At 61.9% G+C, this 18261-nt stretch carries 18 protein-coding genes and 1 pseudogene; all 19 read right to left on the bottom strand.

Translation table 11 applies throughout. The features are described from left to right. Positions 1–47: 47 nt before the first annotated feature. Complete coding sequence (locus tag ABEH28_RS00460) at positions 48–746, bottom strand: anti-sigma factor (RefSeq protein WP_346628757.1); 699 nt, start codon at positions 744–746, stop codon at positions 48–50. Between the two features lie 11 nt (positions 747–757). Continuing rightward, positions 758–1336 carry a sigma-70 family RNA polymerase sigma factor gene (locus ABEH28_RS00455; protein WP_346628756.1) on the bottom strand — a complete coding sequence of 193 codons (579 nt, stop codon included), beginning with the start codon at positions 1334–1336 and terminating at the stop codon, positions 758–760. 921 nt (positions 1337–2257) lie between these two features. After that, entirely contained in the window at positions 2258–3397 is a 1140-nt protein-coding gene (flhB, locus tag ABEH28_RS00450; RefSeq protein ID WP_192174150.1) for a flagellar biosynthesis protein FlhB, read from the bottom strand. 1 nt (position 3398) lies between these two features. Then, a complete protein-coding gene (gene fliR / locus ABEH28_RS00445) occupies positions 3399–4184 on the bottom strand; it encodes a flagellar biosynthetic protein FliR (RefSeq protein ID WP_282373601.1) in 786 nt (261 codons plus the stop codon). 7 nt (positions 4185–4191) lie between these two features. Then, on the bottom strand, positions 4192–4461 hold the full coding sequence (gene fliQ, locus ABEH28_RS00440) for a flagellar biosynthesis protein FliQ (RefSeq protein ID WP_065987304.1): 270 nt from the start codon (positions 4459–4461) through the stop codon (positions 4192–4194). A gap of 25 nt (positions 4462–4486) precedes the next feature. Continuing rightward, the gene (fliP, locus tag ABEH28_RS00435; protein WP_192174149.1) at positions 4487–5230 is read right to left on the bottom strand and encodes a flagellar type III secretion system pore protein FliP; all 744 of its coding nucleotides are present in this window, start codon (positions 5228–5230) and stop codon (positions 4487–4489) included. Between the two features lie 119 nt (positions 5231–5349). After that, positions 5350–5790, bottom strand: a pseudogene (gene fliO / locus ABEH28_RS00430) (flagellar biosynthetic protein FliO); the annotation flags it as partial. 60 nt (positions 5791–5850) lie between these two features. Then, complete coding sequence (gene fliN, locus ABEH28_RS00425; RefSeq protein ID WP_192174148.1) at positions 5851–6309, bottom strand: flagellar motor switch protein FliN; 459 nt, start codon at positions 6307–6309, stop codon at positions 5851–5853. A gap of 62 nt (positions 6310–6371) precedes the next feature. After that, positions 6372–7340 (bottom strand): flagellar motor switch protein FliM, encoded by a 969-nt coding sequence (gene fliM, locus ABEH28_RS00420; RefSeq protein WP_133775890.1) that lies wholly within the window; start codon positions 7338–7340, stop codon positions 6372–6374. 9 nt (positions 7341–7349) lie between these two features. Next, complete coding sequence (gene fliL, locus ABEH28_RS00415) at positions 7350–7856, bottom strand: flagellar basal body-associated protein FliL (protein WP_192174147.1); 507 nt, start codon at positions 7854–7856, stop codon at positions 7350–7352. Between the two features lie 237 nt (positions 7857–8093). Continuing rightward, complete coding sequence (locus tag ABEH28_RS00410; RefSeq protein ID WP_346628755.1) at positions 8094–9530, bottom strand: flagellar hook-length control protein FliK; 1437 nt, start codon at positions 9528–9530, stop codon at positions 8094–8096. 115 nt (positions 9531–9645) lie between these two features. Further along, the gene (locus ABEH28_RS00405; RefSeq protein WP_346626655.1) at positions 9646–10038 is read right to left on the bottom strand and encodes an Hpt domain-containing protein; all 393 of its coding nucleotides are present in this window, start codon (positions 10036–10038) and stop codon (positions 9646–9648) included. 29 nt (positions 10039–10067) lie between these two features. Continuing rightward, positions 10068–11777 carry a fused response regulator/phosphatase gene (locus ABEH28_RS00400; protein ID WP_192174144.1) on the bottom strand — a complete coding sequence of 570 codons (1710 nt, stop codon included), beginning with the start codon at positions 11775–11777 and terminating at the stop codon, positions 10068–10070. After that, complete coding sequence (locus tag ABEH28_RS00395; protein ID WP_192174143.1) at positions 11777–12079, bottom strand: STAS domain-containing protein; 303 nt, start codon at positions 12077–12079, stop codon at positions 11777–11779. Before ABEH28_RS00395 ends, ABEH28_RS00400 begins: the two co-directional genes overlap by 1 nt. 750 nt (positions 12080–12829) lie before the next feature. Then, positions 12830–13279: a flagellar export protein FliJ gene (gene fliJ / locus ABEH28_RS00390; protein WP_192174142.1), complete on the bottom strand. Its 450-nt coding sequence runs from the start codon at positions 13277–13279 to the stop codon at positions 12830–12832. 6 nt (positions 13280–13285) lie between these two features. Further along, entirely contained in the window at positions 13286–14644 is a 1359-nt protein-coding gene (fliI, locus tag ABEH28_RS00385; protein ID WP_192174141.1) for a flagellar protein export ATPase FliI, read from the bottom strand. Beyond that, positions 14634–15449, bottom strand: a complete 816-nt coding sequence (gene fliH, locus ABEH28_RS00380) for a flagellar assembly protein FliH (RefSeq protein ID WP_192174140.1) — start codon at positions 15447–15449, stop codon at positions 14634–14636. The genes fliI and fliH overlap by 11 nt, the downstream gene beginning before the upstream one ends. Before the next feature lie 15 nt (positions 15450–15464). After that, positions 15465–16481 (bottom strand): flagellar motor switch protein FliG, encoded by a 1017-nt coding sequence (gene fliG, locus ABEH28_RS00375; RefSeq protein ID WP_065987292.1) that lies wholly within the window; start codon positions 16479–16481, stop codon positions 15465–15467. Continuing rightward, on the bottom strand, positions 16474–18252 hold the full coding sequence (gene fliF, locus ABEH28_RS00370) for a flagellar basal-body MS-ring/collar protein FliF (RefSeq protein ID WP_192174139.1): 1779 nt from the start codon (positions 18250–18252) through the stop codon (positions 16474–16476). Before fliF ends, fliG begins: the two co-directional genes overlap by 8 nt. Positions 18253–18261: the final 9 nt, after the last annotated feature.

The following is an 18261-nucleotide window of genomic DNA, read 5'->3' as shown; positions in this document are numbered from 1 at the left end:
TCGGATGAAGGTGGGGGATATACGAAGCGGGCGCCGGAACGGATGCATCAGAGTGAGGATATTTTTCCCTGGGCGACGACCGGTCCGGTCGGCAGCCCGCTCGGTGACCCGTTCAACGGCTCAAGAGTGACCGCGAGCACTGCGCCGCTGGCGAGCAGGTCAGCCAGTGGCGGCGCTACGCTCAATGTTGCGGGGGCATTGGCCGGCAGCAGGCCCAGCGACCGAGGCTTGCCATCGGCAGCGATTACCCACGCCTCGGCACTTTTACCCGGCCAGTCGGCGCGGCCCGTGTTGACGAACAGCACGCTTCGACTGCCCGGATTGATCGTCGCGGCAAACAGCGTCGTGCCGTCGCTCTGTTCGAGACGCGCCAACAAGGCCGGCCCCGACGTCGGTCGAGGAACAGGTTGCTGAAGCGTCAGCACCGACGCCAGCAACCCGGCAGCCAGCGCCGCCGTTGTCCAGCGCCAGAGCCCTAGGCTGTTCCACCAGCCTGACACCCGTGACGGCGAATGGCTGGCACCCGCAAACAACCGCTGCTCAATCCTGCCCCAGGTGCCCGCGGGAGGACTGGACGCGGGCAATTGACCGAGCCACTCGGCGAACTGCTCCTGCCATTGCGCCAGCGCGCGTTGATGGCGAGGCTCCAGCACAATCATCGCCTCCACCCGCTCACGCTCTTCGCGGCTGAGCACGCCCAGCACGTACTCGGCGATCAGCAGGTCCGGGGTCTCGTCGGGGGGCACGGGATGATCGTTCATAGGCCGAGGCACAAGCGCAGTCGAAGCAGCCCGCGACGAATCCAGCTTTTCATCGTCCCCAGCGCAATACCGTGGCGCTCGGCCAGTTCGGCGTAGGAACAACCCTCGAAGAACGCCACGCGGATATAGCGTTGCTGCGCTTCTTCGAGGGTTTCAAGGCAGCGGTCCAGCTGACTGCCCTGCTGCTCGCGCTCGAGGGCGTCCGGGATGGGGTCGTCCTGGGTGGGAAATTCGGGGATGGTTTCGAGGGGATCGTGACGGCGATGAGCCCTGCGCCGGTCAATCGCCTTGTGGCGGGCCATGGTCGAGAGCCAGGTGATGGCGCTGGCCAGTTGCGGATCGAATCGAGAGGCCTTCAGCCACGCCATGATGTACACCTCCTGCAGGACCTCTTCCGCCTCGGCCCGATTGCCGGAATAGTGCAGGCAAATACCGAACAGCCTGGACGAGGTGGCGTGATACATCGCTTCGAACGCCAACCGATTGCCTGTGGCGCAGGCCAGCAACAGGACATTCAACGCTTCGGCGCTGGACTGAGCGTCAGACAGTGGCGCTGCATTCGATCGAATGGTCAAGTGGCGAGGCCTAGAAAGGGACTGAGGTCACTCTAGACGCTTTCGGTTTGCGCTGTCATCAAGCTGACGTCGGCCCTCCGTACGAAGATCAAGAGCGTCTGCCTGGGGGCAGACCGTTTCGCCTTCGGCGAGTTACTTGGAAAAGCACCCCAAGTAACCAAGGGTGCCTGCTCCTGGTTGGGCCCGACTTCGTCGGGTTCCTTCACTCCGGTCTCGCTCCGTGGGCCCGCGCCGAACGGGCATCCATGCCCTGACGGCGCTCTCGCCGCATCCATGCGGCTCGGCCCACTCCGCGAGACCTGCGTTCAGCCTGCACCCAAGTCGCGATTGGCGGTGTCTGGACTTTTTGTGTACGAAGATCAAGATCAAAGGCTTCCCGGCTAAAGCCGGTCACACAGTGTGTACGCGGTGCCTTTAGTGGGACCGGCTTTAGCCGGGAAGAGGCCAGCTCAGGCGCCGACATTTTTGCTGACAGTCTCCCTCCCTGTGGGAGCGAGCTTGCTCGCGAATGCTGCATTTCAAACACCAGAAATTCGGTGGATGTACCAACCCCTTCGTGAGCAAGCTCACTCCCACAAGTCCTTAGCGACTGATCTGCTCTTGATCTGCCTTGCTTTGCTTTTGATCTTTCCTACGAAGCAAGTCCAGACACCACAAAACGCGACTTGGGTGCAGGCTGAACGGAGGTTTCGCGGAGTGGGCCGAGCCGCATGGATGCGGCGAGAGCGCCGTCAGGGCATGGATGCCCGTTCGGCGCGGGCCCACGGAGCGAAACCGGAGTGAAGGTACTCCGACGAAGGAGGAGCCCAACCAGGAGCAAGCACCCTTGGTTACTTGGGGTGCTTTTCCAAGTAACTCGCCGAAGGCGAAACAGTCTGCCCCCAGGCAGACGCTGTTGATCTTAAAGATCTTGAAAAAGACTTACGAATCACGCCTCAAATCCGGCGGAATCGGCAGATTATCCCTCAGCGGATCAGGCCGCTTGCCACGCCCCGCCCGATACTGCCGAATCTGATACACATACGCCAACACCTGCGCCACCGCCAGATACAACCCCGCCGGAATCTCCTGATCCAACTCAGTGCTGTAATAAATCGACCGCGCCAACGCCGGCGACTGCAACAACAAAATCTCATGCTGCGCCGCAATCTCCCGAATCTTCAGCGCCATGAAATCACTGCCCTTGGCCAACAGAATCGGCGCCCCGCCCCGCTCAGCGTCATACTTCAACGCCACCGCATAATGCGTCGGGTTCGTGATGATCACATCCGCCTCCGGAATCGCCGCCATCATCCGCCGCTGCGACATCTCCCGCTGCAACTGACGAATCCGCTGCTTGACCTCCGGCCGACCCTCACTGTCCTTGTGCTCATCGCGCACCTCCTGCTTGGTCATCAGCAACTTCTTGTGCGACTCCCACAACTGCACCGGCACATCGATCGCCGCGATGATCAAAAGGCCCAGCGCCATCCACAGCGTGCTCCAGCCGACCAACTGCAAACTGTGCACCACCGCCATTTCCAGCGGCTCATGGGCGATGGAAACGAGGTCGCCCTTGTCCTTCATCAGCACCACCAGCGCCACCGCCAGCACAATCAAAAACTTCGCCAGCGACTTCAGCAGCTCGATCAGCGCCTTGGGCGAGAACATCCGCTTGATCCCGGCGGCCGGGTTCATGCGGCTGAACTTGGGCGCCAGTGAGCCTGCGGCAAACAGCCAGCCGCCGAGGGAAATGGGGCCGACGAACGCCGCCACGGTCAACGCCAGCAGGATCGGCTGCACCGACAGCAACGCCGCCTTGCCCGAGGCCATCAGCATGATCGCCATGCTGCGCTCGTCGAGAATCGCCTCGCGGGTGATGGTGAAATTGTCGCGCATTAACTGCATCATCATTTCCGCCATGGAGCCGCCAAACGCCAGCAGCCCCGCAGCGCCCACGATCATCACCACGACCGTATTGAGCTCCTTGGAGCGGGCGATCTCGCCCTTCTCCCGGGCGTCGCGTTTGCGTTTGTCCGTGGGGTCTTCTGTCTTGTCCTGACCACTCTCGCTTTCGGCCATGTCAGCGCGCCTTGACCAGGTCTCTGAGCAACTGCAGGGCGTCGACCGCCAGCGGTTGGTATTGATTGAGAATGTCGCCGAGGGTGATCCACAGAATCACCATGCCCAGCACCAGCGTCAGCGGAAAACCGATCGAGAAGATATTCAGCTGCGGCGCCGCGCGGGTCATCACGCCCATGGCAATGTTCACCACCAGCAGCGCAGCGACGGCCGGCAACACCAGCACCAGCGCCGCGGCGAGCACCCAGCCCAGACGCATCACCAACAACCAGATGTCGGCAGTGCTGAGGCCCTGCCCCACCGGCAAGGTGGTGAAGCTTTCGATGATGATTTCGAACACAACCAGGTGGGCGTTCATGGCCAGGAACAGCAGCGTCACCAGCATGGTGAAGAACTGTCCGACCGTGGCGATCGATACGCCGTTGACCGGGTCGACCATGGACGCAAAGCCCATGCCCATCTGGATCCCGATGATCTGCCCGGCGATCACGAAGGCCTGGAAAAACAGCTGCAGCGACAGGCCAAGCCCGGCGCCAATGATGATCTGTTGCGCGATCAGCAGCAGCCCGCTGAGGTCGAGAGCATTCACGGCGGGCATCGGTGGCAGGCTTGGCGCAACCACGACGGTGATCGCCAGCGCCAGATAAAGCCGCACCCGTTTGGGCACCAGCGCGGTCCCGATCATCGGCATGGTCATCAGCAACGCGCCGATGCGAAACAGCGGCAGCATGAACGCCGCCACCCATGTGCTGATCTGGGTGTCGGTCAACGCCAGCACAGGTTCCATCGAGGGGTCAGCCGATCACTTGGGGAATGCTGGTGTACAGATTGGTGATGTATTCCATGAAGGTGCGCACCATCCACGGGCCGACCACGATCAGGGTGACCAGCATGACCAGAAGGCGCGGCAGGAAGCTCAGGGTCTGTTCGTTGATCTGCGTGGCGGCCTGGAACATCGAGACGATCAGGCCGACGATCAGGCTCGGCACCACCAGAATGGCGACCATGGTCGTGGTCAGCCACAGCGCTTCGCGAAACAGGTCGACGGCTACTTCCGGGGTCATGCTGCGCACTCCACGTCAAACAGGTTCATACACCACCAAAACTGCCGGCCAGGGTGCCGATGATCAGCGCCCAGCCATCCACCAGCACGAACAGCATGATTTTGAACGGCAGGGAAATGATCAACGGCGACAGCATCATCATGCCCATGGCCATCAGGATGCTCGCCACCACCAGATCGATGATCAGGAAGGGGATGAAAATCATGAAGCCGATCTGGAACGCCGTTTTCAGTTCGGAGGTCACGAACGCCGGCACCAGAATCGTCAGCGGCGCCGCATCCGGGGTCGGAATGTCGGTGCGCTTGGACAAACGCATGAACAGCTCGAGATCGCTGGAGCGGGTCTGCGCCAGCATGAAGTCCTTGATCGGCACTTCGGCCTTGGCCACGGCGTCCTGGGCGGTGAGTTTTTCCGCCAGGTACGGCTGCAGCGCATCGTTGTTCACCCGGTCGAACACCGGCGCCATGATGAACATGGTCAGGAACAGCGCCATGCCGGTGAGGATCTGGTTGGACGGCGTCTGTTGCAGGCCCAAGGCCTGACGCAGGATCGAGAAGACGATGATGATCCGCGTGAAACTGGTCATCAGCATGACGAACGCCGGGATGAAGCTCAGCGCGGTCATGATCAGCAGGATCTGCAGGCTGACCGAATATTCCTGCTGGCCGTTGGCGCCGGTGCCCAGCGTGATGGCCGGGATCGACAACGGATCGGCGCCGAACGCCAGTGGCGCTGCAAGCAACAGCAGCAGCGTCAAAACAATGCGCATCAGTTCATGTCCTTCTGATCCGAAGTATCTGGCTTGCCCGTCGTGCCTGGCGTGCCTGCTTTCTTGCCGGCGGTACCGAAAATATTCATGCCTGTGCGTTGCCCCGCCGCGCCCTTGTTGCCCAGCGCTTCAAGCAAACGCCTGGCGAACTCCGGCTGCGCGTTTTGCGCGTCAGGGACCTCGACCGGCTCATTCATCACGTGCAGCGCAGTGATGCTGCCGGGCGAGACGCCCAGCAACACCTGTTCGTTGCCGACCTGCACCAGCACCAGCCGATCACGCGTCCCCAATGCGCGAGAGCCCACCAGCTTGATCACCTGATTGCCGGCCGGCCCTGCGCGCTGCACCCGGCGCATCAGCCAGGCCAGCACGAAGATCAGCCCGATCACCAGCAGCAGCCCCAGCACCAGTTGCAGCAACTGACCGGCCATCCCGCCGTTCACCGAACCGGCGACGGGCGCGGCGACCGCAGGCGTTGCCGTCGCAGCCGTCGCAGCCGTCGCAGCCGTCGTCGCCATCGTTGCAGCAGGCGCGGCAGGCGTCGCCGGATCGGCCGCCATCACCGCCCAGGACAACGCCAACAGCGGCAGGCTCGACAGGGTTCTGATCACGCCGCGCACTTAACGCAGCTTCTTGATACGTTCGCTCGGGCTGATCACGTCGGTCAGACGGATGCCGAACTTTTCGTTCACCACCACCACTTCGCCGTGGGCGATCAGGGTGCCGTTGACCAGCACGTCCAGCGGCTCGCCGGCCAGACGGTCCAGCTCGATCACCGAGCCCTGGTTGAGCTGCAGCAGGTTGCGGATGTTGATGTCGGTGCTGCCCACTTCCATGGAAATCGACACCGGAATATCCAGAATCACGTCCAGGTTCGGGCCGTCCAGCGAAACTGCGCCGTTGCTTTTCGCCACGCCGCCAAATTCTTCCATCGTCATGCGATTGGCGTTGTTGCCGGCGTCGGCCGCCAGCAGCGCGTCGATGTCCGCTTGCCCGTCCCCGGATTCACCCAGTGCAGCAGCCCACTCGTCGGCCAGAGCCTGGTCGTCTGCGGAAGTCATATCGTTGTCATTAGCCATGGTTGTCCTCGGGGAACATTGATTCGTTTACGCAGCACATTCGTTTTGCCGGCGACGGAGCGTCAGCGGCGTTCTATGGGTTCGACGACTTGCAGGGCCAGGTTGCCCTTGTGCGAACCCAGTTTGACCTTGAAGGACGGCACGCCGTTGGCGCGCATGACCAGGTGTTCCGGGAGATCGACCGGGATCACGTCGCCCGGCTGCATGTGCAGGATGTCGCGCAGCTTGAGCTGACGCGTAGCGACCGCGACGCGCAACGGCACCGACACGTCGAGCACGTCCTGCTTGAGGGCGTTGACCCAGCGTTCGTCCTGATCGTCGACGTCCGACTGGAAACCGGCGTCGAGCATTTCGCGGACCGGCTCGATCATCGAATACGGCATGGTCACGTGAAGATCGCCGCCACCGCCGTCCAGTTCGATATGGAAGGTGGACACCACGATCGCTTCGCTCGGACCGACGATGTTGGCCATGGCCGGGTTCACTTCCGAGTTGATGTACTCGAAGTTGACTTCCATGATCGCCTGCCAGGCTTCCTTCAAATCAATGAACGCCTGATCCAGCACGATGCGCACCACGCGCAGCTCGGTCGGGGTGAATTCACGGCCTTCGATCTTGGCGTGGCGACCGTCGCCGCCAAAAAAGTTGTCCACCAGCTTGAACACCAGCTTGGCGTCGAGGATGAACAGCGCGGTGCCGCGCAGGGGTTTGATCTTGACCAGGTTCAGACTGGTCGGCACGTACAGCGAGTGCACGTATTCGCCAAACTTCATCACCTGCACGCCACCCACGGCCACGTCGGCCGAGCGGCGCAGCAAGTTGAACATGCTGATGCGGGTGTAACGGGCGAAACGCTCGTTGATCATTTCCAGGGTCGGCATGCGTCCGCGGACGATGCGATCCTGACTGGTCAGGTCATAACTCTTTACGCTGCCAGGCTCGGCAACACTATCGGTCTGTACCAGACCGTCGTCGACGCCATGCAGCAGCGCGTCGATCTCATCCTGGGACAGCAGGTCTTGCACGGCCATGTCGTGGTCCTACTGCAGTACGTAGTTAGTGAAAAGTACCTGTTCGATCACGCTCTTGCTCAGCTCTTTCTGGCCCACTTCCTGGACCACGGCTGCCGCCTTCTGGCGCAGCATTTCCATGCCCACCGGCGTTGCGATGGTATCGAATGGCTGGCCGGAGAACATCATCACCAGGTTATTACGGATGACCGGCATGTGCGCTTTCAACGCTTCAAGGTCGGCGTGGTCGCGGGCCAGCAAGGTGATGCTGACCTGCATGTAGCGCTGACGGCCGTTGACGTTGTAGTTGACGACGAAAGGCGGCGTCAGCGGTTCGAAGATCGCCTCTTTTTTGGCATTCGCCGCTTCCGCAATGGCGGCGGCGTCCGGCTTGCTTTCGGCCTTGTGCATGATGAACCAGGTCGCGCCTACCGACACACCAATGGCCAGCAGCAGCCCCACCACAATGAGGATGATGACTTTCAACTTGCCCTTTTTTGCAGGGTCCGCCACTGCTGCGTCGTCACTCTTCGCCATGCCAATAATCCGTCACTATCCAAGGGGTTCGGTGTTGCGTGACAGAAGAAGAGCAAGGGTTGTGCCACATGGGCAGCTTCAAGCTGCAAGAGGTAAGCGGCAAGCTAAAGCAAAAGGCGGCAGAGCCCGAGAAACCGGGGTCTCCCACGCACTACCGCCCTTGATCCTGCTTTTACTTGCCGCTTGCCGCTAACCCCTTGCCGCAACTGACAACGCCCAAGCGTTGGCAAGGCGTTTTCAGGCGTAATAGTCCACCGCGCTGGAACCCACCACGGTCAGCGGTGCGCTGGCAGCCGCCGAGGCGGCGTCCACCGGAGCACCGTCGGCGATGAGGTCGCTGCCACTGGCACCGTTGACGCGGCTGCCGCCGCCGTTGCGCTGACCATCGCCACCAGACTGCTGCTGAGCCTGTTGCTGCCACCCTTGAGACTGGTCAGAGACGTTGACGTTGACCTGGCCCATGCCCTGCTGAACGAAGGAATCGCGCAGGCGAGACATCTGGCTTTCCAGCGCATCACGCACGCCGACATGGGCGCTCATGAAGGTGACCTGGGTCTGCTGGTCCGCCGCCATATTGACGCGGATGTCCAGACGGCCCAGTTCAGCGGGCTCCAGCTGGATGTCCGCCTGTTTGAGGTTCTGGCTCGACAGGTACATCACACGGTTGACCACGCCTTCAGTCCATCCCCCCTGATTCATCGCCAATGGCTGATTGAGCAATGGCGTGGCAGGAGCCGACGTCGACGTGTTTTTCACTTGCGCGGCCTGGGACAAGGCCGCCAGTCGATCGGCGAAGTTGTCCACTCGCGTATCGCTGGTGGCGGCCTTCACGTCTTTCAGGCCGTCAGCCAGCAAGCCGCTGAAGGCTTTGTCGCCGCCGCCTTCGGTGGTGCTCTTGTCCACAGGCTGGTCGCCCAGCGCCGCCAGGTTGGTGGCCAGCAGTTGCGAAGGATCGGCGTTCGGGTCTTGCTTGCCCCCACCTTTGCCGTCGCCCTGCACACCGTTGTTCTGCGCCGTCTGCTGGGCCTTGTTTTCCAGGGCGACCTGCACAGCGGTCAAGCCTTCCAGCGGATCGGCGTACGGATCGAAATCGTCGCCGGCAGCGTCGGTTGCGTCGGTTGCAGCGGTCGGCGCCTGCACCGCAGGCGGCGGCATCACGGGCAGCGTGCCGGCGAGAAGCGCCGGATCTACCACTGGCTGAACGGGAGGCGCGACGGCCACGGGCTCTTGAACCGGCGGCGTGACGGCCAGTGTCGGGTCCGGCACAGGGTCTACCGACGGCGCATCCGCGAGGGTCGGGTCTTTCCCATCGTCAGTCCCGTCATCCTTGTCGTGAGCATCGCCTTTGCCCGCGCCGGCCTCATCGTCGGCCTTGCCGTTCACCGGCTTGGCAGGCAAGCCATTGCCGTTATCGGCAACGGTCTTGTCGGCGGCGGCAGACGTATGGCTGGCGGCAGGCTTGTCGTCGGCTGCCGAACTCTTGGCGCTTGCCGGCTTGGGCGCCGGATTATCCGCACCGTGAGACTTGACCGGTGCCTGCCTGGCGAATACGTCAGAAAAGCTGGAACTGCTGTGCTTGACGGGTTCCGGCGCCTTGGTCGGGGCATTATTCCCGGCTTTCTGGGCTTTGGCCGCTGTCAAAGCCGTCAGTAATGGGTTGGTGGCGAGCGCCATGTGAATCTCCGCAAGAGCACAATTACAGAGAGACAAAGCAAATGGCGGGCCAGGTAGCGAGAGAGGCTGGATTAAACGTGAGTCCGAGGCAGAAAGCCGGAGGGGAACACCCGGCTCAGTGACTGGCGTGGCAGAGTTGCAGTTCGTCTTCGAAAACTTTCCTGACGGCGCAGAATTCCTCTTTGATCTCGGACACCAGCCGCCTTATCCGGGCGTCATCCGCTGTCACCATGCCGCGCCCCTGCTCTTCGAGTTGCAGGCACAGTTCTGACAAATGCGTGGCGCCCATGTTGCCGGTGCTGCCTTTGAAGCTGTGGGCCATCAGGCCGAGGCGTTGCAGCGAGGCGCTGGAGGAGGCAGTGAAGGAAGGGTCACGCAACAACAGAGTCATGTCGTTGACCCGATTGATGGAATCGGAAATGAACACCTGCAGCAGCGCCGGGTATTCAGCTTCCATCACGTCACGCAGCGTGCTGAGCACGTGGAAGTCCACAGGATTATTCGACACTTGTTCACTCCTTGATCAAGACGCGGGGATTATGCCAGACCCTCCCAGGCAAATTCCACGCTGGCCGTACGGCCATCATCGGACCACCGACAGCGGTCGCTGAGCTGCCGGACCAGCGCAAGGCCGCGCCCGGACAATTGGGTGACCGCAGGCGGCAGCGCCAGCACGCGATCGGAATCGAAACCCGCACCGCTGTCCTGCACCCGCACCGTCAGGCGACCGCCCTCGCCGTCCGGGACGATCTGAAAATCGATGCGGATAAAACCGTCCACCAGACGATCGAGGCGTTCGGCGCGTTGCTGGTAGTAAAGCCCAAAACCTGCGGCGTCGCGCTTCAGCGCCGAGTCGAGCCCGAGCACGCCATGCTCCAGCGCGTTGCTGTACAGCTCCGACAGCACGATATACAGCTCGCTGCTCTGCATGCGCAAGCCATGTACCTCCTGCAGCAGTTGCAACAGATACGGCAGCGGGTTGAAGCGCTTGAGCGTTGCCGCGCGGTACTCGAACGACGCGGACCAATCCAGCGGGCTGGAATCGCCGCTGTCGGTATAGATGACCGAGGGCGGGCCGAGCAGGTCAGGCTCGGTGAAGGCCACTTCGACCATGCTCACATCGTCCCGCGCCTGGCCGCGAAAGCGCGCCAGGGCCCACTGCACTTCTTCGATCAGCAGCGCCGGGTTGCGATTGCTCACCAGCACATTCTGCAGACGCCGGGCGCCGAACAGTTCGCCGTCCTGGCCGGTGCTGTCGACCACGCCGTCGGACAGCAGAAACACCCGGTCCCCCGGCCCGAAGGGATACACCTGGGTGTTGTCGTCAAAGCTGCCGGCGCTCAAGACACCGAGGGGCACGTTGGACGAAATCAGCGGCGTGTGCGGCCGGTCGTCGCCATGCAGCAGGTAACCATCCGGCAGGCCGCCGTTCCAGACCTCGACCAGTTGCTGCTTGAAGTTCAGGGACAGCAACGCGGCGCAGCAGAACATGTCGACGGGCAGGATGCGTTTGAGCTTGGCGTTCATCTCCCGCAGGGTTTCGGACAAGCCGTACCCCTTGGCGGTCATGCCGTAGAACACCTCGGCCAGCGGCATCGCGCCCACCGCCGCCGGCAAACCATGGCCGGTGAAATCCCCCAGCAGCAGGTGCATGTTGCCGGACGGCGACCACGCAGCCAAAAGCAGGTCGCCGTTGAACAGCGCGTAGGGCGATTGCAGGTAACGGATGTTGCGTGAACTCAGGCACCCGGAGTGGGCGATCTGGTCGAACACCGCCTTGGCCACGCGCTGTTCGTTGAGCAGGTATTTATGGTGGCGGGTGATCAGGTCGCGCTGGTGCAGGACGGTTTCCTGCAGCACGCGAAGGCGGTTCATGGCGTTGATCTTGGCGGCCAGCACCACTTGGTTGTAGGGCTTGGCAATGAAGTCGTCGCCGCCGGCGTCGAGGCAACGGGCAAGGTCTTCGCCTTCGGTCAGGGACGTCAGGAAGATGATCGGGACGAGCGCGTCACCCGCGAGTGTCTTGATCTGGCGCGCCGCTTCGAAGCCGTCCATGACCGGCATCATGGCGTCCATCAGCACCAGTTGCGGCCGCCGACGCTCGAACAGCCCGACCGCTTCGGCGCCGTCGCTGGCGGTCAGGACGTCATGGCCCTGGCGGCTGACGATGGCGGACAGGAGCATCCGGTCGCTGACGTTGTCATCAGCGATGAGGACCGTCAGGCGATCGGAGGCAGGCGAGATCATCAGGCGATTTTGAAGAGTTTGGAGAAGCTGGAGATGGTGAGGATTTTGTGGACGTCGGCGGTGCAGTTGACCAACTGGACTTCGGCTCTTTCGCCGCCGGCATGGTCGCGCAGCAGGAGGAGCATACCGAGCGCTGAACTGTCGAGGTAGGTCGTGTCTTTCAGGTCAACCGTATAGCGTTTGGCCTCGTGTTCTTTTTCGTAGGCGCCACGAAAGTCCTGGTGCTTCGAGAAGTCGAAGCGTCCTTTGATGGTGATGGTCAGCTCTTGGCCATCTTTGGAGCGTTCGGAGGTAACTGACATTGGCAAATTCCTTGTATGAAACAGCGCCAGACGCTTGAGTTTTAGCAGCCCTTGTGAGGCGTGGCAAATCGTTAGCTTTTACTTGGCTTTCAGGATCAAGAGGGTCCGCCTAACGGCAGACGTTTCGCCTTCGGCGAGTTACTTGGAAAAGCACCCCAAGTAACCAAGGGTGCTTGCTCTCGGTTGGGCCCTTCGTTCCTCAGGGTTCCTTCACTCCGGTCTCGCTCCGTGGGCCCGCTGCCATCCGCCATCCATGGCGGGGGGCAGCTCTCGCCGCATCCATGCGGCTCGGCCCACTCCACGAGACCTCCGTTCAGCCTGCACCCAAGTCGCGATTGGCGGTGTTTGGGCTTTTTGTGTACGAAAATCAAAAACAGATCAAAACAGATCAAGAGCTTCCCGGCTAAAGCCAGTCCTACAGTGCAACTGCCTTTGATCTTCTCCCACGCCAGTTCAAACACCGCAAAGCGCGACTTGGGTGCAGGCCGAGCGCAGGTTTTGCGCAGTGGGCCGAGCCGCATGGATGCGGCGAGAGCGCCGTCAGGACATGGATGCCCGTTCGGCGCGGGCCCACGGAGCAAGACCGGAGCGAGGGAACCCGACGCAGGAGGGCCAAACCAGGAGCAGGCACTTTTGGTTACTTTTAGTGCTTTTTAAAAGTAACTCGCCGAAGGCGAAACAGTCTGCCCCCAGGCAGAGGCTCGTGATCTTAAGGGTCTTGATCTTGATCTTGATCTTGATCTCAAGCTCCTAAAACTGCTCGGTCCGAGGCAACCTTTGTACCAACTCATCCAGCAACTTTTGCTCGCGTTTATCTTCCAGCGCACGCGCCTCATCGATATACCGCTGCACCAGCTTGCGCAGCCCCTCCACCCGCGCATACGCCTTCTGCCACTCGCCGCGCGCCTTGTTCAGATTATTCTCATGCCACGCCAGACTCTGACGCTGCTGCGCCACCGCCGTCTCCAACTGATTAAGAAAGCGCTGATAATTCATCAGCCACTGACCCGACACCCCATGGGCGCCCTTGTCGATCCACTGCTGCTGATAATCAGAGCGAAACTTATCCAGCTCACCCAGCTTGGCCTCAGCCAGCCGCACCTGACCCTGAAAATGCCCCAGGCGCTGCACGGCGGCCTTCTCGACCTTCTCGGCCATCTCCACCACCGGCGCCAGACGGGCTGCGCGACTGACTGCCATGACCGGTTAACCCCCAGCCTGAGGATTGAAAATCTTCGCCAACTGCTCCTCACTGCTCTGCATGCTCTCGTTCTCCTGCAAGCCCTGGCGCAAATACTTCACCAACTGAGGCTGCAGCGAAATCGCCAGGTCAGTCTCGCGATCGCCGCCGGCCACGTACGCACCGACGCTGATCAGATCGCGGCTCTGCTGATAACGCGACCACAACTGCTTGAAATACTGCGCCTGAACCATGTGCTGCGGATCGACCACGGACGGCATCACCCGGCTGATCGACGCTTCGATATCGATGGCCGGGTAATGGCCCTCTTCGGCCAGTCGCCGCGACAGCACGATGTGGCCGTCGAGCACGCCTCGGGCCGAGTCGGCGATCGGGTCCTGCTGGTCGTCGCCTTCGGACAAAACGGTGTAGAACGCGGTGATCGAGCCACCGCCCGCTTCCGCATTACCTGCGCGCTCTACCAGCTTGGGCAGCTTGGCGAACACCGACGGCGGGTAACCCTTGGTCGCAGGCGGCTCGCCGATAGCCAGGGCGATTTCCCGCTGGGCCTGGGCGAAACGGGTCAGGGAATCCATCAGCAACAGGACGTTCTTGCCCTTGTCGCGAAAATATTCGGCGATGCGCGTGCAATACATCGCCGCGCGCAGACGCATCAACGGCGCGTCATCCGCCGGAGAGGCCACGACGACAGAGCGCTTGAGGCCCTCCTCGCCCAGGCTGTGCTCGATGAATTCCTTCACCTCGCGACCCCGTTCGCCAATCAGCCCGACGACGATGATGTCGGCCTCGGTGAAGCGGGTCATCATCCCCAGCAGCACGCTCTTGCCCACCCCGGTACCGGCGAACAGACCCAGACGCTGACCGCGGCCGACCGTCAACAAACCGTTAATGCAGCGAATGCCCACGTCCAGCGGCTGGCTGATCGGGTTGCGATTGAGCGGGTTGATGGTCGGGCCGTCCATCGGCACCCAGTCCTCGGCTTTCATCCCGCCCTTGCCGTCGAGGGGGCGACCGGCGCCGTCGAGGACGCGGCCTAGCATGGTCATGCCCATCGGCAGACGGCCGGTGTCCGGCAGCGGAACGACGCGGGCGCCCGGTGCAATGCCGGAGACGCTGCCGACCGGCATCAGGAACACCTTGCCGCCGGAGAAGCCCATGACCTCGGCTTCCACTTCGACCGGGTGATGGCTGCCGTCGTTGATTACCATGCAGCGGCTGCCCATGGCCGCGCGCAGGCCCTCGGCTTCGAGGGTCAGGCCGACCATGCGCAGCAGTCGTCCTTCGACGATCGGCTGCGTAGGCAGGGAGATGGCGTCAGGGTAGGTGCTCAGACGCTTGGCGAAACTGGTGCGTTCAAGGCGCATCGACAGCACCCAGCGGGTAAGTGGTTTTCTCGGCGCTCTGGATCGCCTCTTCCAGTTCGATGGTCACATCGGGGGGCGCCGGATGAAGGGCCTGCTCGTGCAACTGGTCGAACATTTTGCCGAGGGCCTGACTGATCCGCGCCTCGACCGTGGCGTCGATGCGGCTGTGCTCGCTCTCGACCCGGCAACCGCCGGGCTGGATCGTATCGTCCTCGAGAATGCGCCAGGTTTCTTCGTGACGCTCACGCATGGCTTTGACCAGCGCGAAGTCCTGCGGGTTGACCAGAATGCGCACGTTGGCCGCGCCCATCGGCAACAGTCGCAACGCTTCGCGCAGCACCGTGCCGATCTGGCTGGAGTCGGTTTTCAATTCGCGCTGGATGACCTGCCGGACCACGTGTTCGACCAGTGACACCATGGCTTTCTCGATCTGTGCGTCCTGGTCGGCGATGGGCTCGAACAGATGCCCCATCAGGGTTTCCATGCTCTCGAGCTTGGCCGCCAGGGCCACTTCCGCTTCCTGACGAACCTTGAGCTGGGTGCTGTGGAAACCCTCTTTTTCGCCGATGGCAAACCCTTCGTTGTAGGCGTCCTGGCGGATGCTTTCCAACTCTTCCAGAGTCATCGGCTGGACTTCCTCCAGCGGCACTTCTTCGCTTTCGGCGAGCTCGGCTTCTTCGATGACCGGTTCCGGCTCTGGCGTTTCCACCTGCGGGTCGAAGCTGGGCAAGGCCCAGACGTCGAGGCCGCGCAAATCCTGGGCGCGGATGAGCTCACTGGGTGCTGCTTTATCGGAGCTGGACATCAACGACACCTACGCTTAAATCATTTCCTCGCCACCTTTGCCGCCAAGAACGATCTCCCCGGCCTCCGCCATACGACGGGCAATGGTGAGAATTTCTTTCTGGGCGCCTTCCACGTCGCTGACGCGAACCGGGCCTTTGGCTTCCAGGTCGTCGCGCAGCAGTTCGGCGGCACGTTTGGACATGTTCTTGAAAATCTTTTCCTTGATGGCGTCGTCGGAGCCCTTCAGTGCCAGGACCAGCACATCGGAGGAGACTTCGCGCAGCAAGGCCTGAATCCCGCGGTCGTCGACGTCGGACAGGTTGTTGAAGACAAACATGAGGTCTTCGATCTGCGTCGACAGGTCTTCGTCCACTTCGCGGATCGAATCCATGAGCTGGCCTTCGATCGAGCTGTCGAGGAAGTTCATGATATCCGCCGCACGCTTGATACCACCCAAGGTAGTACGGGACGTGTTGGCGTTGCCCGAGAACTGCTTCTCGAGGATCTGGTTCAATTCTTTCAGCGCCGCCGGCTGCACGGTGTTCAACGACGACACGCGCAGAATAATGTCCAGACGCACCTTGTGGTCGAAGTGGCTCAGCACTTCACCGGCCTGATCGGCGTCCAGGTAGGCCACGACGATCGCTTGAATCTGCGGGTGCTCGAAACGGATGACGTCGGCCACCGCGCGCGGTTCCATCCACTTCAGGCTGTCGAGACCGCTGGTGTTGCCGCCCAGCAGAATCCGGTCGATCAGGCCGTTGGCCTTGTCCTCGCCCAGTGCCTGGGTGAGCATCTTGCGGATGTAGCCGTCCGAGCCGATGCCGACACCGGTCTGATCGCCGACCACGTCGACGAACTCGCTCATCACCTGCTCGACCTGCTCGCGGTGCACATTGCGCATCTGCGCCATGGCCACGCCCACACGTTGAACCTCTTTCGGCCCCATGTGGCGCAAGACCTGCGCGGCATCGGTCTCACCCAGGGTAAGGAGCAGAATCGCGGCCTTGTCCACGCGGGTCAATTTAAGCGCAGCAGCTCTATCACTCATCAGCGTTGATCCACTCTTTGACGACCTGCGCTACACGCGCCGGGTCCTCGGCCACAAGGCTCTTGATTGCGTTGAGCTGTGCGTCATAGCCCTCGGTAGGGCTCGGCAACAGAATACTTTGCGGACCGCCCAGACTGACGCGGTCGTTTGCCAGTTCACCGTCCATCCCGATCATGCCGCCCAGCTCGGAGTCCCCGTCAAGGCGCTTGCCTTGAGGATTGGTGATGCCCTTGAGCACCGGACGCAGTACACCGAACACCAGCACCAGGATGAACAGCACGCCCATGGCCTGTTTGACGATGTCCCAAAACCACGATTGCGAATAGAACGGAATGTCCGGGATCACTTCGCCCCGATCAGTGGAGAACGGCACGTTGATCACGCTGACGCTGTCACCACGGCTGGCGTCGAAGCCGACGGCGTCCTGCACCAGACGGGTGAAGCGCGCCAATTGATCGGCGGTCCACGGCACCATCGTCGTTTCGCCGTTGGCCGGGTTGACCTTGACCTGATCATCCACCACCACCGCAACCGAAAGGCGATTGACCCGGCCCTGCTGCTGCTTGGTGTGGCTGATGGAACGGTCGAGCTCGAAGTTCTTGGTCGACTGGTTACGCTTGTCGGCCGGGTATGGCGCCAGCATCGGCTGACCGGTGGCCGGGTCCATGATCTGTTGACCGTTGGCGTCCAGCAGCGGTTGGCCCGGGGCGATGGCGCCCGCGGCACCGGCAGCACCGGCGGTGGCGTTCTGTGGTGCGGTCGCCGGGCCTGGCGGCTGGTTGCTCAAAGCACCCGGTACGCCACCTGAACCGCTGCCGCTGGAGCGTTGTTCGTTGACGGTCTGCTCGCTGCGCAGAGCAGGCTGGTCCGGGTTGAAGCTTTCGGCGGTGGATTCGACAGCGCTGAAATCAACGTCTGCCGACACTTCTGCCTTATAGCGGTCATTGCCCAGCACCGGCTGCAGGATGTTCTGTACACGCTGGGTCAGCATGCTTTCCATGCGACGGGTGTAATCGAACTGCTTGCCGGCCATGGACAGCTCGGAGTTCTCGGCCTGATCGGACAGCAGGTTGCCCTTCTGATCAACGACCGAAATCTGCGACTTGCTCAGTTCCGGCACGCTGGTGGCGACCAGGTTCATGATCGCCAGCACCTGACCCGGCTCCAGCGAACGACCGGCATACAGCTCAACCAGAATGGAAGCACTGGGCTTGCGATCGTCACGCACGAACACCGAGCTCTTCGGAATCGCCAGGTGAACGCGGGCGCCCTTGACGTTATTGAGGCTGGAGATGGTCCGCGCCAGTTCGCCTTCCAGGCCACGACGGTAACGAGTGGCCTCCATGAACTGGCTGGTGCCCAGGCCTTGATCCTTGTCGAGGATTTCGAAACCGACGTTGCCGTCGCTCTGGGCAATGCCGGCGCCGGCCAGCTTGATGCGGGCACGGGACAGGTCATCGGACTTCACCAGCAGCGCGCCGGAATTAGGCTCGACGGTGTAGGGAATGTCGGCCTGGGCCAACGTGTCCATCACCTGCTTGGTGTCGACACCCGACAGGCTGCCATAGAGCGGCTTGTAATCAGGCTGTTGCGACCAAAGCACGACGGCGAAACCAATCGCCACGCTGGCAGCCAGACCGACCATGAGGCCGACCTGACGCAGCATGGTCATCTCGGAGAGATTTTGCAGGAACGCCAGCCCAAACATCGGCGGCTTGCTTCCTGGCGCACCCGTTTTGGCGGGTACGTTATCGACGGCGGCTTCGGCCATGACTTAAAT

This window comes from Pseudomonas sp. Ps21-P2 (assembly GCF_039672565.1).
Classification (GTDB): domain Bacteria; phylum Pseudomonadota; class Gammaproteobacteria; order Pseudomonadales; family Pseudomonadaceae; genus Aquipseudomonas.
The sequence above is the reverse complement of the archived record's forward strand: the minus strand, read 5'-3'. Positions and strand labels throughout refer to the sequence as shown.